This is a genomic window from Tautonia sp. JC769, from assembly GCF_040717455.1.
GTDB lineage: Bacteria > Planctomycetota > Planctomycetia > Isosphaerales > Isosphaeraceae > Tautonia.
This window is the reverse complement of record NZ_JBFEFH010000023.1, coordinates 87,098-113,307: the sequence shown is the minus strand read 5'-3', so window position 1 is coordinate 113,307 and position 26,210 is coordinate 87,098. Positions and strand designations below refer to the sequence as shown.

Genomic DNA, 26,210 nt, shown 5'->3' with positions numbered 1-26,210 from the left:
GTGTCGTGAAACATGTCACAGCCCTTTGTTCTATGGCATCACAGCGGGGGCCGAGCCCGGCGATCGACCCGCACCCGCACCAGGACTCGAATCTCCTTCCGACGGATCGATCCGCGTGGCGGCCACGAGGGAGGTCCGGCTCGGGGGCAACTCGCGACTCGACCGATGCCCGGAATTCATGCGATTTCCCGAGCAAGGAAGCCGAACGAGACGCGCGACGGGGCGACCCCCTGCGGGCCGAACTGGAACAGGAAATCCCCGTTCATGAAGTACGATTGGGTGCTCGCCGAACCCGACACGGGGATCTCGCCGATCCAGCCGTCCGCCGGTTCGGCCAGCTCGCCGTCGGCCCAGGCGCCGATGGTCTGGTTCGCCGAGTCGATCCTCAGGAAATACGGCCGCGCGGCGTGCTCGACCATCGGGTACGTCTGCACGGCCCCGGCCGCCTCGGGAGCGATCTGAAGCTGGTAATCGCCGATCGCGACGGGCTGGCCATCGTTGCCGAACGAGTACCGTCCCTGGGCGTCGGTGGTCGTGGTTTGGTAGGCCGAGGTCGAGCCATCCACGATGTTAAACTTGAGGAGCTGGACCTCGACCCCTTCGATGCCGAGTTCGCCCACGTCCCTCAGGCCGTCGCCATCCGTGTCTTCAAACAACTGGCCGAAGATCCGGGACAGCAGCGTCCGCTCTTCCAGCCGTTCCAATCGGCGTCCCGAAGGTCGTCGCGTTCGACCCGACCGACGGGCGTCAGTGCCCGGCCCCGACGCGGGCCCGAATCTCGGGGAAAGAAGCGTGAATGACATTTCGCACACTCCTTCATCAATTTTCTGTGCACAATCATCGATCTGATGCCCCGCAGGAGGCGCACGCAGACCCCCTCACCGGCACGAGGCCGGTGAGCCGATACCGTCCGAAGCCATCGACCGTCACGCATCACGGCCGCCCGAAGCCGCGCCCCCTCAGGCCGCGCATCCCCGGGCGACACGACCGCACGAGCCGCCGCTCCCTCGAACGAGCCTCATCCTCCCAGAATCAAATCCCTGACTAGCGAACATGCTTACACGCAAAACAACAATACACAAACCACCTCCTCCTCTCGAAGGAGGATCATGATATGGAAACGCAAAAAGCCAACACAAGCCCCCATCCGGGGCCTGCATTGGCTCTCTCAGCCGCGAGGTCATCCATCAAGAACGACCCACGATTTGAGTCTATCCCTCGGCGGCCGGGAAAATCAAGGGGGGTAGGCCATTCATCACGCGATTTTTTTCGACGTCTGCCATCATCGTCGGTGATCACGCGCTCCTGGGACGCGGCGCCCGCCTCGCAAATGCCGGATCAGGACTTCGTTTATTCACCGAGTGCCCGATCCGACGCGCCCCAGCACAAAAAAAGCGGCCCCGGCGATCATGTTGCCGAGGCCGCTTTCGTGTTCCTGAGTTTGATCCGCCCTTGAGCAGGACCGGACCTCCAGAGGGTCAGCATCTGCGAACGTTTATGGGCGATACAGGGCTCGAACCTGTGACCTCCAGTGTGTCGAACTGGCGCTCTAGCCAACTGAGCTAATCGCCCGAGAGTTGCGTCTCGTGTGAAGGAGATTATGACGGAGAGGGCGGGCCAGGTCAAGAGGCTGCCGACCGGACCCGCGATCGAGGCGGGCGGGGGAGGGGTCACTCCTCCATGATCTCGGCTTCCTTCTTCTCGGCGAGGTCGTTGACCTTCCCCTCGTATTTCTTGGTGAGGGCCTGGATCTCGTCCTTCGTGCGGGACTGATCGTCCTCGGTCAGGAGCTTGTCGGCGGTCTCGGCGTCGGTGGACTTGTTGGCGTCTCGGCGGATGTTGCGGATCGAGACGCGGGCCTCCTCGGCCAGGTCCTTCACCCGGCTGGCGAGCTTCTTGCGCTGCTCGACCGAGAGGGGGGGGACGTTCAGCCGGACGACCTTGTTGTCCGAGTTCGGCGTCAGGCCGAGGTCGGAGGTCTGGATCGCCTTGATGATGTCGCCGATGATGCCGGTGTCGTAGGGCCGGATCAGGATCTGCTGCGGCTCGGGGGTGCTCAGGTTCGCCAGCTGCTTCAAGGGGGTCGGCGAGCCGTAGTACTCGACCCGGATCGACTCGACGAGCCCGGTGTTGGCGCGGCCGGTGCGGATGCCCCGGAGCTGGTCGGCCAGCAGGGAGACGGACTTCTCCATCCGCTCTTCGGCCTCGAATGTGATCTCTTCGCTACTCATGGACTCGGCCCCTACCTTGCGGGGAATCGGGATCGGGAGCGTGTTCAAGGACGGCGCCACGCCGGCCGGCCGCCTGCCCGGGGGCGGCGAGATCGGCCGAGGCCCGTCCCGGCGTCTGCCATTGTGACGGGGAGAGGGCCGGTCAGCCAGCCTCGGCCGGCCGGGCGGCGGGCCGGGCTTTGTCGCTGACCCAGGTGCCGATCGACTCGCCGGCGACGACCCGCTCGATGTTCCCCTCGCGCTTGTAGTTGAACACGATGATCGGCAGGCGATTGTCTCGGCACATGCCGATCGCCGCGCCGTCCATCACCTTCAGGTCCTCGCGGACGACCTGGTCGAAGTTCAGGGCCTCGTAGCGGACGGCGTGGGGGTTCTTCTCCGGGTCGGCCGAGTAGACCCCGTCGACGCGGGTGGCCTTGAGGATGATGTCGACCTCAAGCTCCTTGCCGCGCAGGGCCGCCGCGGTGTCGGTGGTGACGAACGGACTGCCGGTCCCGGCGGCGAGGATGATGATCCGGCCGACCGAGAGGTGGCTCAGTGCCCGCCGGCGGATGTAGGGCTCGGCGACCTCGTCCATTCGGATCGGGGTCATCAGGCGGGTCTCGCAGCCGATCCCCTCCAGGGCGTCCTGCAGGGCGAGGCCGTTGATGACCGTGGCCATCATGCCCATGTAGTGGCCGGTCGCTTCCTTGATGACATCGGTGCCGCGGGCGAGGGTCGCGCCGCGGAGGATGTTGCCCCCGCCGACGACGATGGCCAGCTCGACCCCACGGCGGGCGACCCGGGCCGCCTGGTCGGCGATCCGGCGGACCTCCTCGGCGTTGATCCCCCCCTCGCCGGGCCGGGCGAAGCTTTCTCCGGAGAGCTTGAGCAGGACGCGACGGAACACCGGGGGTTCGTCGCTGGGGGAAGCCGGGTCCATGAGGTCATCCTCGGGTCGCGAGAGCAAGTAGGAAGGAGGGGGGACGATCGGTGGGCCGGGCCGCGGGGCCATCGGGGCAGGGGGCCGGTCGAGCGGCCCGTTCGGACCCGGACGAGCGGCGCGGGGGAGGGTCGCCGCTCGGGCGACCCTCAGGATGATCCGGACGCGGCACCACGGGGCTCGGACGGGCCTCGGCGGGCGGGCGGTCAGTCGGCCGCTTCGCCCACGGCGAGCCGGGCGAAGTTGCCCAGTTCGATCTCCTTGCCGACCGAGGCGATCTCCTCGTGGACCTTGCGGGACGGGTCCTTGACGAAGACCTGGTCGACCAGGACGATCTCGCCGTACCAGGCGTTGAGCTTGCCGTCGGCGATCTTCTCGCGGATGTTCTCGGGCTTGTCCTCGGCCTGGGTCACGAAGATGCGCTTCTGCTCGGCGACGGCGTCGGGGGCGACCTCGTCGCGGCGGGCGGCGAGGGGTCGGGTGGCGACGACCTGCAGCGCCAGGTCCTTGGCCAGGGCGATGACCCGCTCGCTGCCGGCGGTGGCGTCGTCCGGGCATTCGAGCGAGACGATCGCGCCCGACTTGTTGTCGTGGTGGACGTAGGCATCGACCCGGCCGGGCCCGTCGACCGAGAGCCGGGCGGCGCGGGTGAACTGGACGTTCTCGCCGGTCCGGGAGTTCAGGTCGAGCAGGAACTCGTTGAGGGTCTTGGCGCCGACCTTCTCGTCCTTGAGGGTCGAGGCGTCGAGGACGCCGGTCGTGCCCAGGTCGAGGACGAAGTCGGCCAGCTCGACCGAGGCCTTGCGGAAGTCGTCGTTGCGGGCGACGAAGTCGGTCTCGCAGTTCAGCTCGACCATGGCGCCGGTGCGGCCGTCCTCGGAGATGACGACCTCGACGCGGCCGGCGGTGGCGGCGCGGCCGGCCCGGCCGGCGGCCTTGGCCATGCCGCGCTCCTTGGCGAGGGTCTCGGCCTTGGCACCGTCACCGTTGGCCTCCTGGAGCAGCTTCTTGCACTCCATCAGCCCGAGCCCGGTGCGCTTGCGAAGTTCGTTGACAGCCTGGGCCGTGATCTCGGCCATCGTGCGGGTCTCCCTGTCGATCGTGCGGCGTGAGTAAGGTCAGAATGGGGGTGGGGCGTCCTGAGATTGAGAACGCCGCCCGCGATCGGGGCGGGGCGGCGGGATCAACCGGGCCGTCGGCCCGAGGCCCCAGGAGCCGGGACGGCATCCCGAAGGACGGTCATGGGTGCGAGACGGCCGCCGGGAGCGGAACACGAGGGCTCGACCGGCGGCCGGTGGGTTGCGTCAAAGCTCGGTCGGCCGGAACGAAGCCCGGCGCGACCGAATCGGGGTCGCTCAGCCCTGCGAGGCGGGCGGCTCCTGCTCGTCGGGCGAAGGGGTGTCCATCTTGGCCGCCTCGGGGGGCCGGGTGCCGCCCTCGGCCTCGACCGGGACGTCGGGGCCGGCCTGCGGCTGCGAGACGGGCGCGGTGGTCGAGACCCCCTCGGGGACCGGGCCGCCGGCGGGCAGCGGGGCGGGGCGGGACTGGTCGTCCTGGGTCGGGGCCTCGGGGGGCGACTGGCCGCCGCCGGCCTGCGTCTCGGGGTCGGCCGTGGGGGCCGGGGCGGTCGCGGGAGCACCGGGAGCGGCACTGGCACCGGCGTCCCTCGGGCCTCCGCCCTGCGGGCCTCGGCGTTCGAGCCGGCCGCGCTGCCCCTGGCCGCCGGGCTGGCCCGGTTCGGGGCGCTGGGGCTCGGGGGGGGCGGCGGCCTTGCCGTCGATGATGGAGGCGGTCAGGCGGTCGAGGATCAGCTCGATGGCCCGCATGCTGTCGTCGTTGCCGGGGATCGGCAGGTCGACGACGTCGGGGTCGCAGTCGGTGTCCATCAGGGCGACGACCTTGACGCCGAGCTTGCGGGCCTCGCTGACGGCGATCTTCTCGCGGTGCGGGTCGATGACGAACATGGCCTCGGGCCGGCGGGTCATGTGCCGGATGCCTTCGAGGTTCCGCGAGATCTTGCGGCGCTCGCGGTTCAGCGTGCTCAGCGCCTTCTTCGAGTAGGTCAGGGCCATGTCGCTGTCGAGCGTCTGCTCCAGCTCGTCGAGGCGGTCGAGGCGGCTGCGAATCGTCTGGAAGTTCGTCAGGGTGCCGCCGAGCCAGCGCTCGGTGACATAGGGCATGCCGCACTTGGTGGCGTGCTCGACCACGATGTCGACGGCCTGGCGCTTGGTGCCGACGAAGAGGATCAGGCCGCCGCCGGCGGCGACGCGGTTGAAGTACTTGGTCGCCCGCAGGAGGCCGCGGACGGTCTCCTTCAAGTCGATGATGTGGATCAGGTTGCGCTTGCCGTAGATGTACGGCTTCATCTTCGGGTTCCAGCGGCTGGCGCGGTGGCCGTAGTGCACGCCGGCTTCGATCAAGTCCTTCACAGCGATCGCCACGGGCAAATCCCCTCCGGGGGCGGTCAGGTGGTCGTCCGGCCGATGGTCCGGGGGCGACGTGCCCTCGGGGCGGCCTTGCTTTCGGGATGGTCGAGTGGGGTTCGTTCAGGCACGGAACACGACTCGGTCGAGCCGCCAAGTTTACCGACCTCGAAGGGAATCGTCAAACGTGGGAGTCCGGGCGTCGTAATGCCGGAGGATCGGCAGAGCGACCTCGTAGGCGAACCTCCCGTCGGCGTTCGATGCGAAGGCCCGGGCGCGGCCGGTCCCGGCGCCGGTCGGCCAGGCCGGGGCGGTCTGCTCGGCGAGCCGCCAGTAGGCCGCCGTTTCCCGGGCGAAGGCGGCGCGCCGGAGGCAGGCCAGGGCCGCCTCTTCCAGGATCAGGGCGTCGAACGGTTCGCCCGATCGCCTGGCCAGATCCGCCCCGTCGAGGAACCGGGCGGCGAACGCCTGCTCGACCGGTTCCCTCGCCTCGAACATCTCGGCCGACGCGATCCTCTGCGCCCGGATGGAGGCCGTCAACCAGGCCAGGAACAAGGATCGGACCTGCAACGCTCCGCCGAGACACAACCCGACGACCGCGATGATCCCCATCAAACGGCCGATCGTGATCCGTCCGCGACGAGGCATGATCGGGGCTCCGACGGGTGGCCGGGGCAAAGCGAAGCGTGCCCCGGGAGAAGAGGCCTCCGACACCGGGGCACGCTTCGCTTTGCCCCGGCCACCCGTGGCCACCCGTCGTGGAGGGAATCGAAGGCATGGCGACAGGGTCAACGATTCGCGATTCGCCAGAACGACCAGGACGATCGGTCATGATACCAGGCCCGCCAGGCGGGATGCCCGCCGCGCTCGTGACTCGCAGGGGTGAACGATCGGAGTCGGCCGTGTTCGTCGAAATCGAGGATGAGGTATCGCAGCGAGCCGGTCGGGGCGGCGATCCAGGTGGAGGAGGAAGCCTTCCAGGAGGTTGCGAGCGTCGTGCCTTCGATGAGCGGAGTGCCGAGAACCCGCCTCGCCTCGTCCTCCGGAAGGTCGAGGCTCAGCCGATGGACGGGGACGCCCCCGCCATAGAGGACCCACCACGTCTGGAACGACACGGCCGCCAGGGGGACGAGCACCGCCAGCGCCGCGACGCGAGCACGTCGGGATCGAGGCCGACCCGCAGCAAGCCCGAGGACGAGCACCGACACCGAGAGGCCGGCGAACGCGGGGGAAAGGCGTCGGGCCAGGGTCGGCATTGGGGGACGGATCATCCGAGGATTCCTGTAGCCCCGCTCCGCATTTCCCCTCGCGTAGAATTCGCTCCCATCATGATTGACAACATGGATTCCCCGACCGTTGCCGATCGCGATGGGCAACGGGGACCGACGCGGAAAGGCTTTATGAGTCGCCGACGCGGCGGCGAGGTCGAGCGCGATGAGGGCAATGGCGAGCATCATCCCGAGGACCGTGAATCGCGGGCGTGGGATGCGCATCGGTTGGACCTCGCTCGGTGGTCATCGGCGACTCCTAGCCGACGATCGTCGGGGAAGACAGGCAAACGCCCGCCCGGCACGAGTATTGAGCGAGATCCATCGCGATCAGGTCCCAGGATTCTCATCGGGCAGGTCGTCGAGGACGGGCAAACCGGGCGGATAAGGGCCATCGGCGGGGTCGAAGGGGCCGCAGAGGCCTTCGGCGTCGCAGGCGCGGCAGGCGGCGATGTCGGCGCGGGTGAGGCCGGGATACCAGGTCATCAGTTCCTCCTCGGACTTGCCGTCTGCGAGCCAGGCGGCGACGTCCTCGACCTCGCGTCGGAGGCGGAGGATGACGGGCCATTCCTCGCTCAAACTGCGGACCAGCGCGATGTGCTTGCGCCAGTTGGCCGAGGCGTCGGCGATCTCCTCGGGGGTGGACTCGGGGAGGGGGGCAGGGGCGGGGGCGGGATCACCGGCCGAGGTCGAGGAAGAAGACGCTCGCGAGGACTTCGACGGGCGGGGGGCGGGGCCGGCCTTGTGGTCGCGGTGCTGGCGGAGGTCCTTCAGGGCGGAGCGGAAGTTCCGGTCGGCGAGGGTCTGGTAGCGGCACCAGGCGAGGTCGGGGATCTCGGTCGCCGATTCGGCCTGCGAGGCCTTGCGGAGGCGCCGGGCGGCCAGGATGACCAGTTCGACGAGCAGGCGTTCCTGGGCGTCGTCGGGGGCGACCGAGGCGAGCAGGGTCGCGGCGAGGGTGTCGAACGAGGAGGGGTCGGGATCGAGCAGGGCCAGGATCGTCGTCGAGGGGTCGGCCGACGAGGACGAGGTGGTGACTTCAGAATCCGACGAGAACAACGGCGACGGCGAACCGTTCGAGGGGTGCATGTCCATGATGACAGGAGGATCCCGGGCGAGGGGTCGGCGGCGAGCAAGGCCGGGCGGGTCCTTCGGTCATCGGCCCGGTTGCCGTGGGGGGTCGCCGTGTCATCCCGGCGCGGTCCTCGGCCGCCCCTCCGACGGCCAACGGCGAAGGGGCGGGGCGGTCCTCAAATGCAACGTGTCGTTGAGGATATCATCGGGAAATTGGGGAGGCTCAGTCACAAAAAACAAAAGAATCGGATGAGGAAAGCCGTTTCGACTGGGCAAATGAGGCGCAGTGAAGCGGTCTTCGCGGGTGAGATTCCCGGCGCATGGGGGCAAGGGGAGCGTTTCGCCGATGGGGGGACGGTGTCTAGAATGGACCAGGACGGCACGCCAGAGCCGCCGACCGAAGCCGCCGAGAGGGGATCGCCATGCCGCCGCTGCTGTGGGCCGAGTTCTCGATTCAGTACATTGTGCCCGCGATCTTCCTGGTGATCTGGGTGCTCAATCAGGTGTTCGGGAAGGCCGAGGCGCCGCAACCGCCGGTCCGGGAGCGGATCGGCCCCCGACCCGTGCCGCCGGGCGGGCCGTCGCGGGCGCCGCAAACCCCGTCGAGGGCGCCCAGGGGAAATGCTCCGGAGCGCTCGCGGCCCAGTCCGAACCGGGGTCAGACGCAGCGGGATGCGAACCGAGCGGCGAGCCGGGGTCGTTCGCAGACGAAGGCGGAAGACAGCACCCCTCCTGCGAGCCGGGTGGGAGAATCGCATCGCGTGCCCCGGCCGATCCCGGCGGACATCAAGGAAGTGTATGCGATCTATGATGATGACCGAATGGACCCGGCCGAGATTCAACGGGGGCTGGGCCCGATCTCCGCGGAAGCGACGCACGGGTCTCGGTCGCGGGGGGCGGTCTTGCCGGCGGGCCTGTCGGCCTGGGCCAACCTGGGGGGCGAGCAGGGGGTGAGCATGAACCGCCTGCGAGAGGCAATTATCCTGTCGGAGATCCTGTCGCCCCCGCCGAGCGTGGCGCGCTTCAGGCAGGCAGCACAGGCCGGTCGGCCGATGCCGCTGATGGAGCAGGAGCCGCAAGGGGAGGCGTGACGGGGCGTTAGGCAGTAGGGATGAGGGGACGAAGGGAGTCGGGTGGTGGCTGCGATCGGGGCGAGGTCGGCGACGCAGCGTGCTTCGGTCGGGCAGGGGACCCCGTCACCCGGCCTGACGGCCACGCTCTGCGCCTCTCGCGGGGGCGAGGGTTGAGAAGGACCCGCTCAGGCGATCATGTGTGAAGGTGACGGCAGATCTGCCCCCTCTCCCTGCGAGCGGGGAGCGGGCCGGGGTGAGGGGTCCTCGGTCGGATCGCAAAGCAAGGCGTTCGAGGCAAAGCCCCCCTCACCCGGCCTGCGGCGACCCTCTCCCCCGCGAGCGGGGGAGAGGGTCGGAGTTTGCAGTGTTGTTTGACCCTGACCTAACCTGCGGTGGGCTTCCCTCACAGGGGGGGAGAGGGTCGGAGTTTGGAGTCTCGGTGATCGCGGACGGAGGGAAGGGTTGAATGTCGTTCACCCGCGTTCTCTGGGTCGGGTGAAGGGGGCGGGTGACGGGATGCAAGGCCCGGAATTCGGGCGGGGCAGAAGGTGTCCCTGGATTGAACGGCAAGACCGGAAGGGGGGAGGGGGGGATCGCGGGGCGATTGCGATTCTCAAGGGGTGGCGGGTCGGGGTAGAATCGCGGTTTGGTCCGCGACTCAACTCCCCCGTGGCCGTCCTTTGAGGTTCGACTCGCCGATGCAGCCCGCCGAACAGTCCCGGCGTCCGGTTCTCGTGCTCGATTTCGGTTCGCAGTACGTCCAGCTCATCGCCCGGCGCGTCCGGGAGCGGCGGGCGTTCGCGATCATCGTCCGGCACGACATCACGGCAGAACGGGTCAGGGAACTGGACCCGATGGCCATCATCCTCTCGGGAGGGCCGTCGAGCGTCTACGAGCCGAACGCGCCGAAGTGCGACCCGGGCCTGTTCGAGCTGAGCGTGCCGATCCTGGGCATCTGCTACGGGATGCAACTGGCCTGCCAGGCGCTCGGGAGCAAAGTAGACTCGGTGCCGTCGCGCGAGTACGGGCCGGCGGCCCTGACCCAGGTGAACGACGCCTCGCCGTTGCTGGCCGAGGTGACGACGGGGACGACCGTCTGGATGAGCCACGGCGACCAGGTGCACACCCTGAGCCCCGACTTCGAGGGGCTGGCGGCCACCGCGACCTGCCCGATGGCTGCGGTCCGGCACCGATCGAAGGAGGTCTATGGCCTCCAGTTCCATCCGGAGGTGAGCCACACGACGCTCGGCTCGCATATCCTCGGGAATTTCCTCGACCGGATCGCCGGGAGCGCGGGCGACTGGACGATGGAGGCGTACCTCGACCAGGCGGTCGAGGCGATCCGGCAGCAGGTCGGGCCGGACGAGCGGGTGGTGTGCGGGGTGTCGGGCGGGGTCGATTCGTCGGTCACGGCGGCCTTGCTGGCGAGGGCGTTGGGGGAGCGGGTCGTCTGCATTTTTGTGGACAACGGCCTGCTGAGGGCGGGGGAGCGGGCGGCGGTCGTCGACATGTTCGGCAAGCACTCGAAGGCCGAGCTGCGGGTGATCGACGCCTCGGAGCGGTTCCTGAACGTGCTCGACGGCGTGACCGACCCGCAGGAGAAGCGGGTCAAGATCGGCCATACGTTCATCGATGTGTTCCGGGACGAGGCGAAGTCGATCCCGAACGCCCGGTTCCTGGCGCAGGGGACGTTGTACCCGGACGTGATCGAGAGCGGCGGGTCGGCCGACGCGCCGGCGGCGACGATCAAGCACCACCACAACGTCGGAGGCCTGCCGAGCGAGCTGGGCTTCGAGCTGATCGAGCCCCTGCGTGACCTGTTCAAGGACGAGGTCCGGCGGCTCGGGATCGAGCTGGGATTGCCCGAGAGCCAGGTCTGGCGGCACCCGTTCCCCGGACCGGGCCTGGCCGTGCGATGCCTGGGGGCGATCACGAAGGATCGGCTTGAAGTGCTGAGGCGGGCCGACACGATCTTCCTCGAAGAACTGCGGGCGGCGGGCCTGATTCGGGCGACCGGCCAGGCGTTCGCGGTGTTGTTGCCGGTGCAGTCGGTCGGGGTGATGGGGGACGGGCGCACCTATGAGAGCGTCGTCGCCCTGCGATGCGTGGACACCGACGACTTCATGACCGCCGACTGGACCCGGTTGCCCCCCGAGCTGCTCGCCCGGGCGTCGAGCCGGATCATCAACGAGGTGAAGGGGGTCAACCGGGTCGCGTACGACATCACGAGCAAGCCGCCGGGGACGATCGAGTGGGAGTGACCGGGCTCGATCCGATTTTTTCCGAGAGTGTTGGAAAGATTGGGGGCGGTCGGGCGAAGACCTGTTGAATCCCGAGAGGATCGACCGTCCCCGACCTGCCCCGCGAGGAGCACCCGCGATGTCTACCTCCTGGTCCGCGACCGAACACGACTATGACCCGGAGTTCGAGGAGGTGCCGGACAAAGGGGCGTCGTACGATCTGCCGACCGAGCGGCTGGCGGTGGTCAGCCTGGTGGCGGGGATCGCGGGGTTCTTCCTGCCGATCGTCGGGCCGGTGACGGCGGTGGTCTCGGGCCACGTGGCGCGGGGGGAGATCCGGAAGTCGAACGGACGGCTCGGCGGCGACGCGATGGCGCGGACCGGGCTGATCCTGGGGTATGTCTGGCTCGGGCTGACGGCCCTGGGCATGCTGGTGATGCTCGGCTTCACCATGCTGCTGGTGTCGAGCGGCCCGGAACGGGCGGCCGTCCACGGGCAGGCATTCCGGGTGCCGGCGGAGCGATCCGACCGGCCGAACCTGATGATTCAGCGGCTGGACGGCGGCCGGTTGATGATCCACCACGACGAGACTGCCGACGATCACGGCGGGTTGCGGGAGGGGACGATCCGCCTGCACCACGAGGGCCCGGCCCGATCGGGGCATGGGTTTCCGGCCCTCCCGGGGGTCCCGCGCCTGCCCTGATGGGGCACCTCGCGCGATCGGGATCATCGTCGCGGAGCACGAGGGGCATGGGACCAGCACCTCCCGCAGGGGGTCGGCGGCGGTCGCGAGACGCCCGGCCGACGATCGGCGAACTGATGATCGTGGTGGCGGGGGTCGGCGTTGGGTTGACGCTGGCCCTGCCGGCCTTCCGCGACGAGCCGTCGCCGGGGGAATCGATCCTGGTGCTCGGGGGCGGCGTTCTGGGCGGGGCCTCGCTGGTGGGGGTGCCGCTCCTGCTCTGGGAGCGGCGATCGCGAGGCGTCCGGAGGCGCTTCGGGCCGGGGAAGCTGCTCTGGTTCGCGCACGGGACGGCCGCCTGGCTGCTCTGGCCGCCGATCATCCTGGGCCGGCGGTCGAACGCACGCGGGCAGTCCCCGCCGATCGTCGACCCATCGGCCGCGGAGATCTGCTTCTTCTACGGCACGCCGTTGATGGCCGTGTATGTGACGGCGTCGCTCCTGGCCGGGGGATGGCTGCGGAGGAGTCGGCGTCGAGGGGGGCGACGGCCGCCCGCGCAGATCCCCTGGCGCGAGCGGTTCGGGCTCGTGCTCGGCATGGGATGGGCCGTGCTGGGCCTGTACGTCCTGTCGATGATCTACCGGAGCAAGTTCCGTTGAGCCGGGGCCGTCGCGGGGCCCGCTCGGCGATTTTTGGGCGGGATCCGGTAAGAAATCGGCCCCGGATGCGATACACTCTTTGAGAATCGGACGAATGACAGGCCGACCGCCGGCCCGGGCCGGCGTCGGAGTGCCGAGGCCCGGCAGGGGCGTTCGAGGCGATCGGGCTGCGATCGGCCCGACCCGATACCGGTCGCGGACGGCGGGCGACGCGGCGGGTTGGCCTCGCTCGGGCCCGGCCGCTCGAAGGGCGGCGCGCACCGCCCTGGGCACGAGCACCCGGCGGAACATTCACATGCGACGACGCATCCAGGGCAAATCACCTTCCTTGCTTCCAGACTGATCGAGGCGATCCATGTCGCAACGCGACCCGTTCGGACCGGAAAAGTATGACATGTACCAGGAGCCCCAGGCGACGGCCGAACCCCCGGAGCGGAAGGGCCCGGGCTGCCTATTCTGGGGGTGCCTGATCTCGGGCATCCTGTTCGTGGTGACCTTGATCCTGATCATCGCGCTGGTCTTCTTCGCCAGGGGCAAGCTGATCGGCGTGATCGAGGAGTATACCGACCCCGCCCCGGTCGAGCTGCCGGAGATCGCGCTGGCCGAGGAGGAGCGCCAGGAGGTCATCGCCCGCTGGGAAGCCTTCGAGGCGGCGATGGACGAGGGGCGCAAGGAGGAACTCTCGCTCGACAGCGACGAGTTCAACCTGGTGGCGCAGCACGTCGTCTCCGAGGCCGAAGGGCGGGTCCATTTCACGATCGAGGGGGACAAGCTGCGCGGCCAGGTCAGCATCCCGGTCGAGGACGTCGGGCAGAAGTTGCTCGGCACGAACCAGCTTGACGGCCGCTACTTCAACGCGTCGGGGACCTTCGACGTCTTCCTGCGCAACGGCCTGCTGGTGCTCCAGATCCAGGAGGCCGAGGTCAAGGGAGAGCCGGTCCCCGACGAGGTGATGGATCAGGTCCGCGGGCAGAACCTGGCCGAGTCGATGGCGGACAACCCGGAACAGCGCGAGCTGTTCTCCAAGTTCGAGAGCATCGAGGTCAGGGACGGGCGGATCGTCCTCACCTCGCTCGGCACCGAGGCGGCGGCCCCCGAGGCGGCCGAGGCCGCAGCCGAGGGCGATCCGGACACGGCCACCGAGCCGGCCCCCGAGCCCGAGGCCGCGCCGGAATCCGAGGAAGGACCCGAGCCTTCGGCCCCCCCGGAACCGGCCGAGGCACCGGAACCGGCCGAGGTACCCGAGCCGGCCGAGGTACCCGAGCCGGCCGAGGAACCGGAGCCGGCCGAGGCCCCGAGTCGATAAGTCGATTGCATTTTCCAGGGAATGCTCAGATGTGATGGCGAGCGGGGAACAGCCAGCTTCGACAGGCCGGACGTTCCCCGCTCGCTCGTTTTCCTGGGAATGGGTCTTCGATCGCGGGGCGAGGCGGAAGAAATCTCGAAACGCGGCGGAAACTTTCTCTTGCGTACGGGAGAATCGTGCGTTAGCCTTACCCATTCACTGTCTTCGATTGTTGGGATCGAGCCCGATGAGGCTTTTCTGCACCCTTTTTCCTTCGATTGGGGTGCGCCATCACGAGACTCGACGGCATGGCGTTGCAACGGCTTCCGGAATTCGATCGGCTGCGATCGCTCGGCCAAGGCCGGGCGGGCGGGCTGATCGTCCTGGTGGCAATTGCGTGCCTCGGCTCAACCGCTCAGGCTCAGCATTGCGGCGTGTATGTCAATCGCCCCAGCGATGAGAGCCTGGAACGGGTACTCGGGTTGTCGATCGATCCCGAGGAATCGACCGGGGATCGCGGACCGTCGCCGACTCCGTTCAAGCCCTGTGATGGTCCTGGTTGTTCGAACGCGCCGGCGGCGCCGATGTCGTCACCCGTGCTGTTGGAACCGCCGGGCATCGAGCACTGGGCCGTCTTCGGGCCGCGCAATCCGGGCCGAGACTCCTCACCCAAACTCCTCGCCGAATCGGAATCCCTGCTCCACCTCGCTTTGCTGAGCGACGGGATCTTCCATCCTCCTCGACCGTCCGCCTTCTGAGGCGGATTGCGCTCGAAAACCGCGTCCCAACCCAACGCAGATGGGTCGTAGCCGACGGCCGAGTCGGTTCGACCGCGTCTGGCGACGTGTCACGCCGAAATCCCGATTCGATCGGTTCGCATCGCAATCGTCTGCACTTCGCGTGTGGCGATCGAGGGCGACCGAGGAATCGAGCGATTGGTGCCGGGGATGGATCAGTCATCCCCCAGGGGCCGAGCGTGGCGGGAACTGCGCCAGGGTTGCGAGCCGAGGAACACGCCCGTTGCGGGCCCTCGCGCGTGGAACGATGTTTTCAATCGAGCGTGACTCCGTCTTTCAGAGACCCATCGTGTCGCCCGACAGGTTCCCGGCGCCGCGATCCAAAGGGGATTGCGCGTCTCCACGATTGGCACGGAAGACGAGAGGATCGGAAGTGATGCACGTACGTCGATCTGCGTTTACGCTCATTGAACTCCTGGTCGTGATCGCCATCATCGGTGTCTTGATTGCCCTGCTGCTGCCGGCGGTGCAGAGCGCCCGCGAGGCGGCGAGGCGGGCCCAGTGCCTCAACAACCTGAAGCAACTGGGGATCGCCCTCCACACCTATCACGACGCCAACGGCACCTTCCCGCTGGGTCGGACGATCCCGTCGAACACCTCGTATTCGGCGATCGCCCGCATCCTGCCGTTCGTCGAACAGACAACGGTGGCCGACGCCTTGAATTTCGACCACGCGTGGTCGGACGCGGCCAACCAGACCGGCTCGACGACCAACCTCCAACTGCTGCTCTGCCCTTCGGACACGGCCGAGATCCCGGCCGGATGGGGCGGGACCAATTACCGGGGGAACGAGGGCAACAGCGTCGTCATGTGGCACGGCCAGAGCGACACGGGCAACGTCAACGCGGGATTGCCCGCGCCCAACGGCCTGTTCTTCTCGTCGGTCGGCATCAAGGCGGCCGACGTCCGCGACGGCCTGAGCCAGACGGCGGCCTTCAGCGAGCACATCCTGGGTGATTTTGACAACACCCGGGCCACCCGAGACGCCGACACCTTCTGGCCGCAGACCTACCCGGCCAATGCCGATGAAGCCGTGCAACTGTGTCGGACCATGGATTGGCGCGACCTGCAATATCAGCGTGTCAGCGACGTGGGAGCACCCTGGACCTACGGCTACCACTCGACCACCAGCTACTGGCACTCCGGCCCGCCGAACTCGGTCTCGTGCATGTTCCCCCCGTCCCGGATCATGACCGTCGCCAATAGCCGCCACCCGGGCGGGGTGAACGTGGGCATGGCCGACGGTTCGGTCAAGTTCGTCAAGGATACGGTGAACCTCGAAACCTGGCGGGCGTTGGGGTCGAGGAATGGCGGCGAGATCATCTCGGCCGACGCGTTCTGAGTTCGATTCGAGGATTGCCGCGATGTTTCGCAGTCACACCGTCCGGGTGGTGGCCTTGATCGCCGTCTGCGCCCTCGGATGTTCGCATCAAGGCCCGCCGGATCGTTCGCTTGATCCGGAACAGGCCAAAGAGCTGCTCGTTACCGTGCTCGACGGCTGGAAGGCGGGCCGACCGCACGCCGAGCCGTTGGAATCGGAACCCTCGCTGCGCGTGGCCGATGAGGACTGGCTCGTCGGCCGTCGCCTGATCGATTACCGGCTCCTGCCGGGCGAGTCGGTCGTGGGAGATCGCCTGTCCTGCCCGGTCGGCCTCTCGATGGAGACGCCGGAGGGCCGCCGGATGTCGGCACAGGTCGTCTACCTGATCTCGACCGCCCCGGAACTCAGCGTGATCCGGGTCGATTGACGCTTCCGGCCCTCGACAGACACCGATACCCGAATCCAGATGACCTGAGGAGCACTTTATGATGACGTTTATCACACTTTCGCGATGGTCAACCCTGGTCATGCTGGCCGGGGTGCTCGTCACTCCGAGGGGCATGGCACGGAGTGATGAGTCATCGGATCGGCCGAACCCGATCCCGGAAACCCGGGCCGATCTGAAGCAGGCGCTCGAGGCGTCGAAGCAGGCCAGGCCCCGCTTGCCGCTTCCACCGTTGAGCGCCGAGGAACAGCAACGGGCGAACAGCGGCGAGTTGGGAATCGTGAATAACGGTCGGATGCGGCGATGGTACCTTCCCGAGGGCTTCACCGCGGGGGGATTCCCGAGGCGAGACGAATCGGGGATGACCCTCGGCTACCCGTTCCAGACGAAGCTGTTCTGGATCGTCTCCCGGGCCAACAACTGCACCTATTGCCTGGGTCATCAGGAGAGCAAGCTTGCATCGGTCGGGGTGACCGAGCGGGAAATCGCCTCGCTCGACGGCGACTGGTCGGACGCGAGCCCGGCCGATCGGGCCGCGTATGCCCTGGCCAGGACCATGACCCTCGACCCGCTCGCGCTGGGCAAGGACCAGCTCGACGCGCTCCGGCCCTGGTACACCGATGCGCAAATCGCCGAGATGATCTACGTGATTTCCAGCTTCAACGCCATGAACCGGTGGACCGGGGCGTTGAACATCCCGCAGGAGGAACATCGGGATTATCTCGGTTCCCTCGATGCGGCGGTCGCTTCGCTCGCGAGCCAGGTGGCCCCGCTCGACCCGTCCCGGGATTCAGGAGAACCCCGGATCGCCGCCCCCCAGCAGCGTCCCCCCCTCGAATCGTGGGACGAGGTGACGGCGAAGTTGGCCGAGTGCCGCGAACGTCCGTTGCTGCTCGACCTCGTCGGCGACGAGGAGGCGAAGGAACGGCTCGGTGATCGTGCGAGCGAATTCGAGGAGCCGATGCCGCACTGGGTGCGATTGCTCGCGCGGTTCCCCGGCGTCGGGATCCAGCGGGTGGCGATCCTCAAGGCGGTCGAACGGGAAGGATCGCTCGACCCATTGCTCCGGGCGCAGGTCGCCTGGGTGTCGGCCCGGCACGATCGGGCCTGGTACGCCGTCGGGCATGCCCTGGAACGGCTCCGCGCGATGGGCCTGTCGGACGAACAGATCCGGGCCATCGACGGCGACCGAGGAAGCCTCGACGCCACCGATCGCCTCGTCCTGGAGTTCGCCGATCGGTTGACCGTGGACCCGGCCCTGGTCTCCGATGCCGACGTGGAGCGGCTCCGCGCGGAGTTGTCCGATCATGAGGTGGCGGAGCTGATCGCCGTGATCGCCGAGTCGGTCTTCTTCAATCGGCTGACCGAGGGCGCGGCCCTGCCCCTGGAATGATCAGGCGCGGGCGAGACCGACGAGCCGGCCGGGCCGAGGCGAGCGACCCATCGTCACGCCTCGTCCCGGTCGGCCGGGGACGGTGCCGAGGCGGCCGGCTCGCCGTTCGTCGCGGGGGTGTCCAGCCCGTACTCGGTCAGTTTCTTGTGCAGGGTGTTGCGATTGATCCCGAGGCGGGCCGCGGCCTTGATCTGGACCCGGTCGCACGAGGTGAGCACCTGCTGGATCAGCTCGCGCTCGACCGGGGCGACGATCCGCCGGATCAATTCGTCGGCATTCGGGCCGGCGGCGAGCAGCCCGCGGCGGACGAGGTCGGCGATCAGGGTGTCGAGGTCGGGTGACCGCCCTCGGATCGGCCGGGGAGGGGCTTCCCCCCGGAGCTGGGGCGGCAGGTGTTCGGGCTTCAGTTCCGGCCCCTCGCCCAGCACGACGGCCCGCTCGACGTAGTTCTGGAGCTCGCGGACGTTGCCGGGCCAGTCGTACCGCACGAGCAGCTTCATGGCCTCGGGATCGACCCGGCGCATCTCGCGCTGGTTCTGGTCGCTGTAGCGGGCGAGGAAGAAGTTGACGAGGGGGGGCACGTCGTCCCGGCGGTCGCGCAGGGGAGGCAGGTCGATCGGGACGACGTTGAGCCGGTAATAGAGGTCTTCGCGGAAGCGGCCGGCGTCGATTTCCTCGCGGAGCTCGCGGTTGGTCGCGGCCACGACGCGGACGTCGACCTTCTTGGTGCTGACGTCGCCGACGCGCTCGAACTCGCCTTCCTGGAGCACGCGGAGCAGCTTGACCTGGAGCTTGGGCGAGGTGCTGTTGATTTCATCGAGGAAGATGGTGCCGGTGTGGGCCGCCTCGAATCGGCCGGTGCGGTTCTCGACGGCGCCGGTGAACGAGCCCTTGACGTGGCCGAACAGCTCGGATTCGAGGAGGCTCTCGGTCAGGGCCCCGCAGTTGACCCGGATGTAGGGGCCGGAGGCCCGGGGGCTGAGGTCGTGGATGGCCCGGGCGATCAGCTCCTTGCCCGCGCCGGTCTCCCCGACGATCAGGACGCAGGCCCGGGACCGGGCGACCTGCCGCGTGACCCGGGCGACCTCGTGCATGATCGAGCTGCCGCTGATGACCCCGGGGAGGCCGGCGGCGGGGTCTGCCGATCGTCCGGCGAGGTCGGGTCGGTCGCTCAGGTGTGAGGGCATGGCCATCGTCGTCTCGCGTCCTTCCTGGGGTCGGTCGGGCCGGGGCAAGCCGTCGCCCGGGGCCGGACCGACCCGTCGAGGTCAGGGCCCTTCTCATCCTCGAAGGGCCGAGCGGTGCGGTCTTCGGTCGATCAGGGGAGGGTGGGGTCGGTGTTGCCCGGGGCCGACTCGACGTGCATGGGGGTGGCGCTGAGCGACCCCCGGACGAGGTCGACCACGTCGCGGAGCGTCGCGACGAGCCCGTCATCGTCGGCGCGGTCGATGGCCCGGACCAGGCGGCCCCGCTGGTCGAGGGCGAGCAGGGGGCCGAACCGCTGGACGCTCCGGCGAAGCCCGTCGGCGGCGGCCCGCCGGGAGTCGAGCGTGCGGGACGGGTCGATGGCCTTCTCGGCGAGCGCGCGCTGGGCGTCGATGGTCGGGACGACCGACAGGGCGCGGGCGGCCGAGGGGGCGAACCTCGGGTCGGCCATCAGGCGTTGCAAGGACGGGACGACGGCGGCCATGTCGGTGGCGAAGGGGCCGTCGGGGCGGTCGGCGATCCGGGCGAGGGTGGCGGCGGCCATCTGCACGATCGCCAGGCGTTCGTCGGGGGTGCTGGGCCTCACTCCGGCCTCGTCCCAGGCCCGGTACAGCGCCTTCTCGACGGCGATCGGGTCGCCAGGGGCCGCCAGGAGCGAGACACGATCGAACTGCCTGGCCAGTTCCTCGACGCTCAGGCGGACGGTCCCGCTGAGCGGGGCCACGGCGAGGTCGTAGTCGTAGATGCTGAGATCGAGCGAGTACATGGCCAGATACCCGTAGAGGTATCGCTCGACCGCCTGGACGCGCAGGTCGTAGACGCCCGGCACGTCGATCCGGGCGGACAGGGAACCGACGCCCTGGGCCACCGGCACCCCTTCCGGCCCCTCGCGGCGATCGAGCCAGAGGACCACGTCGGTCGGCTTCAGGGTGCTGCCGGCCGAGGGGGAGATGATGGCGGAGATGGTGTCGCCCGACCGGAGCGGGCCGAGGGCGTAGAGGTCGCCCGAGAGGTCGGCGACCGGGGCGGCCGGGGGGGTGGCATCCTGCGGCGGGAACGGCTCGTCGGCGGCTCCCGGCGCCTCGTCCTGGTCCTCTGGCGGCCACTGGCGCTGCGGTTGGCCGAACGGGGGGCGATCGGTCGGGGAGAGGCGGCCATTGATCTTGGCGCGTCGGGGGCGCCCGACGAAGGCGACCGGGGCGGCCCGGGCGGGGATGTCGTTCGGCTCGCGCTCGGCCTGGAAGAACTCGTACTCCTCGGCGCGGGCGATGGCCCGGGCCGGGTCGATCGGAAGGGGCAGGAGCACGGGGAGGCGGGCGGTCCGGGCGTCGGCCCTCAGGTCGATCAGCAGGTCCCTCGCGTCGCGGGGCCCTCGGAGGAAGGCGGGGTCGACGATGACGGCATCGACCCCGGCCGACTCGGCGGCCCGGAGGAACCCCTCCTCGGCCGAGGGGGCGGTGATCGGCTCGAAGCCCCGGTCGCGCAGCGAGGAGGCGACGGTGGTCAGGGTCGTCGCGTTGCCGCTGACCACGACGACCTGAGGCTGGACCAGAGTGCTGTCGAGCGCCCGGGCCAGGCTGGGCACGACCCGGCTGGAGCCGGGGAACGGCCGGGCGGGATCGAGCGAGACGATGGCGCGGGCCGCGGCCAGTTGCACCCGGCGGTCGGGGGCCGAGAGGGCCTGGACGATCGGCGAGGGGGGGTCGCTCGCCAGCATCTCGGCGTCGCCGGTCAGGGCCAGGGCGGCGATGAGGGCGGGGGCGGCCTCGAAGGTCTCGGCCCGGAGGGCCAGCCGGAGCGCATCGGCCAGGGCTTCGGGGCCGAGGCCGACCAGCTCGGCGGCGAGGGCCTCGGGGAGCTCGCCGGGGACGGCCAAATCAGCCGGATCGGCCTGCCGGAGCACCTCGCGCACCTGGAAGGTGGTGAGGATCGCCTGGGCGTCGCGGTCGTCGGGGGCGAGGGCGCGGGCCGCCTCGGCGAACCGGAGGCCGAAGACGGTCTCGACCTCCGACGGGGGGACGTTCTCGGGGGCCACGGTCCCGGCCTCGTCGTCCCAGGTCCAGAGGACGACCTGGGGGCCGGGGAACTCGTACGACCCGAGCAGGTAGCGGCGGGCCTCGTCGAGCAGGAACCGCGCCGGCGGCTGGGGGAGCCGGTCGATCGGGACTCCGGTGAGCCGGAGGACGGCGTCGGCGGCCTCGGTAGCCAGCGGGGAGCGGTCGGCGTCGGTCGAGGCGGCGTCGGCGATCAGGAAGGGCAGGGCGCGACGATCGCCGATCCTCCCGAGGGCCGAGGCGACGTCGGCGGCGAGTTGAGGGTCGGGGGCGTCCAGGCCGGCGATCAACGGGGGGACGGCCCGGCGCTGGAGGCGGCCCATGTTGGCGACGAGCAGGGCGCGATCGGCCGAGTCGGGCGGCAAGGCGTCGATCGCTTCGAGCAGGATCGGCACGGCATAGGGGCCGGACTCGCCGAGGCGGGTGAGGGCCTCGGACTGCTGGAGCGGCGAGCCGGTGAGCAGGCCGACGTAGCGTCGGATCCGGTCCTCGCGCTGGGCGTTGCGGCGGGCGGCGGCATTGAGCCGGGTGAGGACCTCGCCGACGCGATCGGCCGTGCGGGGGTCGTCCTGGAGGCGGAGGATCGAGCCGATGCCGAAGCGGTCGCGGATGGTGAGCAGGGTGTCGTCGTCGGGCTCGGCCTGGAGAAATCGGTCGAGCAGGGGGACGGCCTGATCGGCGAGGCCCACGCGGGTCAGATAGGTGATGGCCGACCAGAGTTCGAGGGGGGTCTCCGGGGGCTTGGCGAAGCGATCGAGGCCCGGGGCCTGGGCCGTCGCCGTGCCGACGACCGGGCCGATCGCGCCGGTCGCCAGTGCCACGGCCATCGTCGCGAGGACCCGGCCGAGGGCACCGGCTCGGCCCGGCTCGCGATTGCGGGGGATCGGGTTCGTGAGCATGGTGCGGGCCTCGTCGTTAGGGTCGAACGTTCGGGATGGGAACGGGGATGAAATGGTGAGCGACCGCGACGCGGGTCCGGCATGCGAAATCGGCACGCGGGGACCGTACGCCCTCGGAACGATGGCTATGGCAATGATGACCGATGATTGTCCACGAGTCGGCCCCGAGGGCGAAGGATTTGTTCGAATTGCGGTACGATCGCCTCCCTCGGCACGATTCCCGCGGCCGGAACGGGCCGAGGATCGCTCGGAATCGATCGAATCGCCACGACCGGCCCGGTTCGGCTCGGTGGTGGCGATCCGGTGATCGGGAATCCGAATCAATCCTCCAATGCGACCCGCTCGGGGCCGATCAGATCCTCCAGGGTTTCGCGACGACGCACGAGCCGGGCGTCGGCCCCCTGGACGAGGATCTCGGCGGCCCGGGGGCGCGTGTTGTAGTTCGACGCCATGACCATGCCATAAGCCCCGGCCGAGAAGACGGCGAGCAGGTCGCCGCGGCCGACGGGGGGCAGGGGGCGGTCCTGGGCGAGGAAGTCGCCGCTCTCGCAGACCGGGCCGACGATGTCGCGCGGCTCGGTGCCGGGGATGGCCGCCTCGAAGTCGTCGGGCCAGGCGGGCGACCCCTCGGGCACCCGGACGGGCCAGATGCGGTGGAAGCCCTCATACAGGGCGGGGCGGATCAGGTCGTTCATGGCGGCGTCCTGGATGACGAACCGCTTGTCGCCCGACTGCTTGTTGAAGATGACGCGGCTCAGCAGAATTCCCGCGTTGCCGGCGATCGAACGGCCGGGCTCCATGGCCAGGCGGCAGCCGGTCGGCTTGAGGACGGGGACCATGACCTCGGCGAAGGCGGCGAGCGGCTTCGCCTCGCCCCCTCGGTAGTCGATCCCGAACCCGCCCCCCATGTTGCACCACCGGATGTCGTGGCCCATCGCGCGCAACTGCCCGATCAGCTCGGCGGCCCTGGCCGAGGCCCGGGCATACGGCTCGGTGCTGGTGATCTGCGAGCCGATGTGCATGTGCAGGCCGGTCATCGCCAGGCCGTCCATGTTCAGGACGTCCTGGGCGGCGCGGAGGGCGCGGTCGATGTCCATGCCGAACTTCGACTCTTTCTTGCCGGTCGAGATGTAGCGGTGGGTCTTCGGGTCGACGTCGGGATTGACCCGCAGGGCGATCGGGGCCTTCACCCCCTCGGCCCGGGCGACGGCGTCGATGGCCTGCAGCTCGGCCTCGCTCTCGACGTTGAACAACAGGACGCCGGCACGCAGGGCGTCTCGAATTTCCTCGTCGGTCTTGCCGACGCCGGCGAAGACCGATTTGGCGGCCTCGCCCCCCGCCGTGGTGACGCGGTGCAGCTCGCCCCCCGAGACGACGTCGAAGCCGCTGCCGTGCTCGGCCATCAGCTTGAGGATGCCGAGGTTCGAGTTCGCCTTGACCGAGTAGCAGACGAGCGGGTCCAGTTCGGCGAAAGCCGTTTGCAGTTCCTTGAGCCGCCCGACGAGGGCCGCAGCGCTATAGACGTAGAGCGGCGTGCCGAACCGATCGGCCAGGTCGCGGGCGGGGAGGTCTTCGCAGTAGAGTTCGCGGTCGCGGTAATGAAAATGGTCCATCGGGGGATCGGTTCCGGGTTGGGCGGGCCTTGGCCCGCCGAGGATTGAGACGGTTCGTTTGCGATTCGGGGAACAGATGACGAGATCGACCGGGCGCCCTCAGCCCTTCCGGCGGATCGCGGCGTCGCGAATCGGGTCGCGGGGGCCGGGCAGGTCGGGGCGATCGTCGCCGAGGCGGGCGGGGACGATCGCGTCGTGGTCCAGACCTTCCAGCTCCGGCTCGGGGTCGGGCGCGGGGCCGGAGCGGAGATCATGGAGCATGGTGACGGCCTGCGGGCGATTGTAGAAGAGGCAGGCGTTGTAGAAGGCGTCGAACTCCTGGCCGGCGGCGGGGTCGTGGAAGGCGATGGTCTCGATCAGGTCTTCCCAGGCGAGGCAGACCAGGTCGAGCTGGCGAATCGCGGGGACGAACCAGTCGCGGAACCAGTCGTCGCGGGTGCCGGCGTAGTCCTCGACCCGGCGGCGGACCTTGCGGAGGATCGCGCCTCGGGTCATTTCATCGGCGAAGACGCTCTCGTCGATCCGCTTGCGGGGGGCGACGAGCACGTAGGACAGGTGTTCCAGCTCGATCGGGTGGCGGTCGGCCCTGCGGAGGATCTCGGCCATGCAGGCCACGGTGCGCGCCGCCTGATCGTACCAGGGGGCATTCTTGACGCCGGCCGAGAGCCTGCTGAACATCTTCCCCTCGACCACCACCAGTTGCGCCGCCTGGGGGTTGAGGACGATGTCGGACCAGCCGCGATTGCCCGTCTCGAAGTGCCCGACGACCCCGTCGGCGTGGGTCCACGACTCGGCCAGCCGGTCCTTCCGGAACCTGGGCAGGAAGGCCGACGGCAGCCACCCCTCGGCGAACCAGGTGGCCGCGGCCATCGGCGTGATCGGGACGCCCGCGGCCTCGTCCCGGTGCCCGGCCAGCCAGTCGATCGCCAGTCGCAGCAGCCAGTTCTCGTTGTAGAGCATCGTCGGCGGCAACGCCGGGGCGTTGCCGTCGCACGATTGCAGGAGGCTGGTGATGCGGTCGAGTAGCATGTCTGTCGCCGGTTTGAAGAGGAGGAGCGGATCGTCGATTCGTCCAGGACGGATCGCACCATCACAGTCTGATATGCAGGCACCTCGTCCGGGGACATGAAATCAAGCCAATCGCTCCCGCCATTCCGCAAGCTGGGCCCGGACCTGATCGGGGGCGGTGGAGCCGGTCGATCGGAAGGCCCGGACGGCATTGGTCACGCCGAGGGAGTGGACGACGTCCTCCTCGATGGCGGGGCAGGCGGCCTGGAAGTCGGCGAGGGAGAGGTCGGCGAGGCGGCAGGAGCGGGATTCGCAGAGGGAGACGAGCTTGCCGACGACCCCGTGCCCGGTGCGCTGGGGGACCCCTTTGAGGATGAGGTACTCCATCAGGGTCGTGGCGTCGAGGAACCCTTCGTCGAGGCGTGAGGCAATCCGATCGCGGTTCAGCCGGGCGCCGGAGACGACGATGGAGGCCAGCTCGACGCAGGAGGTGACCGTGTCCACGGCATCGAACAGGGGGAGCTTGTCCTCCTGGAGGTCGCGATTGTAGGCGAGGGGGAGCCCCTTGATGAGCACGAGAAGCGTCTGCAGGGCGCCGACGACGCGGGCGGTGCGGCCGCGGATCAGTTCGAGGACGTCGGGGTTCTTCTTCTGGGGCATGATGCTGCTGCCGGTGCAGACGGCATCGGGCAGGGTCAGGAAGTTGAATTCCTGGGTGCTCCAGAGGATCCACTCCTCGGCCCATCCGGAGAGGTGCTCGGCGACCAAAGTGAGGCAGAAGACGGTCTCGACCAGGAAGTCGCGGTCGCTGGAGATGTCGAGGCTGTTGGCCGCGACCCTGTCGAAGCCGAGCTCCCGGGCGACGAATGCCCGGTCGATCGGCAGGGTGGTGCCCGCCAGGGCGGCAGCCCCCAGGGGGAGCTGGTTGAGTCGGCGGCGGGCGTCGGCCAGTCGGTCGCGGTCGCGGGCCAGCTTCTCGACATAGGCGAGGGCATAGTGGGCCGCGAGGACCGGCTGGGCCCGCTGCAGGTGGGTGTAGCCGGGCAGGATGAGGTCGGCGTGCCGGTCGGCCAGGCCGACGAAGGCGCGTTGCAACTCGGTGAGGCGGTCCAGGACCGTGTCGATCGCATCCCGTGTCCAGAGGCGGACATCGGTCGAGACCTGGTCGTTCCGGCTGCGGGCCGTGTGCAGTTTGCGGCCGACGTCGCCGAGTCGGGCGATCAGGGCCGACTCGATGTGCATGTGGATGTCTTCCTTCTCGATCGAGAAGGCGAAGCGTCCCTCGGCGATCTCAGCCCGAATCTCCGACAGGCCTTGCACAATTTGTTCGCATTCGGCCTCGGAAATCAGGCCCACGCGCGCGAGCATCCGGGCATGAACCGTTGATCCTCGGAGGTCATGCTCGAACAGCCGGCGATCGAAGGAGATGGATTCGGTAAACTGCTCGACCCGTCGGTCGGTCTGATCGGCGAACCGACCTCCCCAGGGCTTCTCGGCCACGATCTCTGCCTCCGTCCGACACCTCACCTGCCCAAGGAAACAGCAGGATATTGCCTAGCTTAGGCAGGCTGGCCCCTCGAAGTCAATCGGCCGTTGCGGGGCACCCGGGGGCGCAGG

22 protein-coding genes and 1 tRNA gene are annotated in these 26,210 nt (G+C 69.1%); 9 read left to right on the top strand and 14 right to left on the bottom strand.

The window, feature by feature from the left end; translation table 11 throughout:
- Positions 1-176: 176 nt before the first annotated feature.
- From AB1L88_RS20390 to AB1L88_RS20350, 9 genes are all read right to left on the bottom strand, one after another.
- Positions 177-704, bottom strand: coding sequence for an SdrD B-like domain-containing protein (locus AB1L88_RS20390; protein ID WP_367098534.1), 528 nt, complete (start codon positions 702-704; stop codon positions 177-179).
- A 794-nt stretch (positions 705-1,498) separates the two neighbouring features.
- Positions 1,499-1,572, bottom strand: a tRNA-Val gene (locus AB1L88_RS20385).
- 98 nt (positions 1,573-1,670) lie between these two features.
- A complete protein-coding gene (gene frr, locus AB1L88_RS20380) occupies positions 1,671-2,231 on the bottom strand; it encodes a ribosome recycling factor (protein ID WP_367098533.1) in 561 nt (186 codons plus the stop codon).
- A 142-nt stretch (positions 2,232-2,373) separates the two neighbouring features.
- Complete coding sequence (gene pyrH, locus AB1L88_RS20375) at positions 2,374-3,153, bottom strand: UMP kinase (RefSeq protein ID WP_367098532.1); 780 nt, start codon at positions 3,151-3,153, stop codon at positions 2,374-2,376.
- Positions 3,154-3,359: 206 nt separating this feature from the next.
- Positions 3,360-4,232, bottom strand: a complete 873-nt coding sequence (tsf, locus tag AB1L88_RS20370; protein ID WP_367098531.1) for a translation elongation factor Ts — start codon at positions 4,230-4,232, stop codon at positions 3,360-3,362.
- Between the two features lie 276 nt (positions 4,233-4,508).
- Positions 4,509-5,594 (bottom strand): 30S ribosomal protein S2, encoded by a 1,086-nt coding sequence (gene rpsB / locus AB1L88_RS20365; RefSeq protein WP_367098530.1) that lies wholly within the window; start codon positions 5,592-5,594, stop codon positions 4,509-4,511.
- Between the two features lie 141 nt (positions 5,595-5,735).
- Positions 5,736-6,224, bottom strand: a complete 489-nt coding sequence (locus tag AB1L88_RS20360) for a hypothetical protein (protein WP_367098529.1) — start codon at positions 6,222-6,224, stop codon at positions 5,736-5,738.
- 140 nt (positions 6,225-6,364) lie between these two features.
- Positions 6,365-6,847: a hypothetical protein gene (locus tag AB1L88_RS20355; protein ID WP_367098528.1), complete on the bottom strand. Its 483-nt coding sequence runs from the start codon at positions 6,845-6,847 to the stop codon at positions 6,365-6,367.
- A gap of 327 nt (positions 6,848-7,174) precedes the next feature.
- Positions 7,175-7,939: a DUF433 domain-containing protein gene (locus AB1L88_RS20350; protein WP_367098527.1), complete on the bottom strand. Its 765-nt coding sequence runs from the start codon at positions 7,937-7,939 to the stop codon at positions 7,175-7,177.
- Between the two features lie 401 nt (positions 7,940-8,340).
- Between AB1L88_RS20350 and AB1L88_RS20345 the strand changes: the two genes are divergently transcribed.
- The 9 genes from AB1L88_RS20345 to AB1L88_RS20305 all read left to right on the top strand — a co-directional run bounded on the left by AB1L88_RS20345 (position 8,341) and on the right by AB1L88_RS20305 (position 17,813).
- Positions 8,341-9,009: a hypothetical protein gene (locus AB1L88_RS20345; RefSeq protein ID WP_367098526.1), complete on the top strand. Its 669-nt coding sequence runs from the start codon at positions 8,341-8,343 to the stop codon at positions 9,007-9,009.
- 680 nt (positions 9,010-9,689) lie between these two features.
- Positions 9,690-11,252: a glutamine-hydrolyzing GMP synthase gene (guaA, locus tag AB1L88_RS20340; protein ID WP_367098525.1), complete on the top strand. Its 1,563-nt coding sequence runs from the start codon at positions 9,690-9,692 to the stop codon at positions 11,250-11,252.
- A 118-nt stretch (positions 11,253-11,370) separates the two neighbouring features.
- Positions 11,371-11,934, top strand: coding sequence for a DUF4190 domain-containing protein (locus tag AB1L88_RS20335; protein ID WP_367098524.1), 564 nt, complete (start codon positions 11,371-11,373; stop codon positions 11,932-11,934).
- Between the two features lie 47 nt (positions 11,935-11,981).
- Entirely contained in the window at positions 11,982-12,572 is a 591-nt protein-coding gene (locus AB1L88_RS20330) for a hypothetical protein (RefSeq protein ID WP_367098523.1), read from the top strand.
- Between the two features lie 355 nt (positions 12,573-12,927).
- Positions 12,928-13,878: a hypothetical protein gene (locus tag AB1L88_RS20325; RefSeq protein WP_367098522.1), complete on the top strand. Its 951-nt coding sequence runs from the start codon at positions 12,928-12,930 to the stop codon at positions 13,876-13,878.
- Between the two features lie 575 nt (positions 13,879-14,453).
- Positions 14,454-14,615 (top strand): hypothetical protein, encoded by a 162-nt coding sequence (locus AB1L88_RS20320; RefSeq protein ID WP_367098521.1) that lies wholly within the window; start codon positions 14,454-14,456, stop codon positions 14,613-14,615.
- Positions 14,616-15,030: 415 nt separating this feature from the next.
- Positions 15,031-15,996, top strand: a complete 966-nt coding sequence (locus AB1L88_RS20315; RefSeq protein ID WP_367098520.1) for a DUF1559 domain-containing protein — start codon at positions 15,031-15,033, stop codon at positions 15,994-15,996.
- A gap of 22 nt (positions 15,997-16,018) precedes the next feature.
- Positions 16,019-16,402 carry a hypothetical protein gene (locus AB1L88_RS20310; RefSeq protein WP_367098519.1) on the top strand — a complete coding sequence of 128 codons (384 nt, stop codon included), beginning with the start codon at positions 16,019-16,021 and terminating at the stop codon, positions 16,400-16,402.
- A gap of 58 nt (positions 16,403-16,460) precedes the next feature.
- A complete protein-coding gene (locus AB1L88_RS20305) occupies positions 16,461-17,813 on the top strand; it encodes a hypothetical protein (RefSeq protein WP_367098518.1) in 1,353 nt (450 codons plus the stop codon).
- A gap of 53 nt (positions 17,814-17,866) precedes the next feature.
- Here AB1L88_RS20305 and AB1L88_RS20300 read toward each other — a convergent pair whose 3' ends face one another.
- The 5 genes from AB1L88_RS20300 to argH all read right to left on the bottom strand — a co-directional run bounded on the left by AB1L88_RS20300 (position 17,867) and on the right by argH (position 26,093).
- The gene (locus AB1L88_RS20300; RefSeq protein WP_367098536.1) at positions 17,867-19,000 is read right to left on the bottom strand and encodes a sigma-54 dependent transcriptional regulator; all 1,134 of its coding nucleotides are present in this window, start codon (positions 18,998-19,000) and stop codon (positions 17,867-17,869) included.
- Positions 19,001-19,131: 131 nt separating this feature from the next.
- A complete protein-coding gene (locus tag AB1L88_RS20295) occupies positions 19,132-21,972 on the bottom strand; it encodes a hypothetical protein (RefSeq protein WP_367098517.1) in 2,841 nt (946 codons plus the stop codon).
- 320 nt (positions 21,973-22,292) lie between these two features.
- A complete protein-coding gene (lysA, locus tag AB1L88_RS20290; RefSeq protein WP_367098516.1) occupies positions 22,293-23,585 on the bottom strand; it encodes a diaminopimelate decarboxylase in 1,293 nt (430 codons plus the stop codon).
- A gap of 99 nt (positions 23,586-23,684) precedes the next feature.
- Positions 23,685-24,614 (bottom strand): hypothetical protein, encoded by a 930-nt coding sequence (locus AB1L88_RS20285; RefSeq protein WP_367098515.1) that lies wholly within the window; start codon positions 24,612-24,614, stop codon positions 23,685-23,687.
- A gap of 102 nt (positions 24,615-24,716) precedes the next feature.
- Positions 24,717-26,093 carry an argininosuccinate lyase gene (argH, locus tag AB1L88_RS20280; protein WP_367098514.1) on the bottom strand — a complete coding sequence of 459 codons (1,377 nt, stop codon included), beginning with the start codon at positions 26,091-26,093 and terminating at the stop codon, positions 24,717-24,719.
- Between the last annotated feature and the right edge of the window lie 117 nt (positions 26,094-26,210).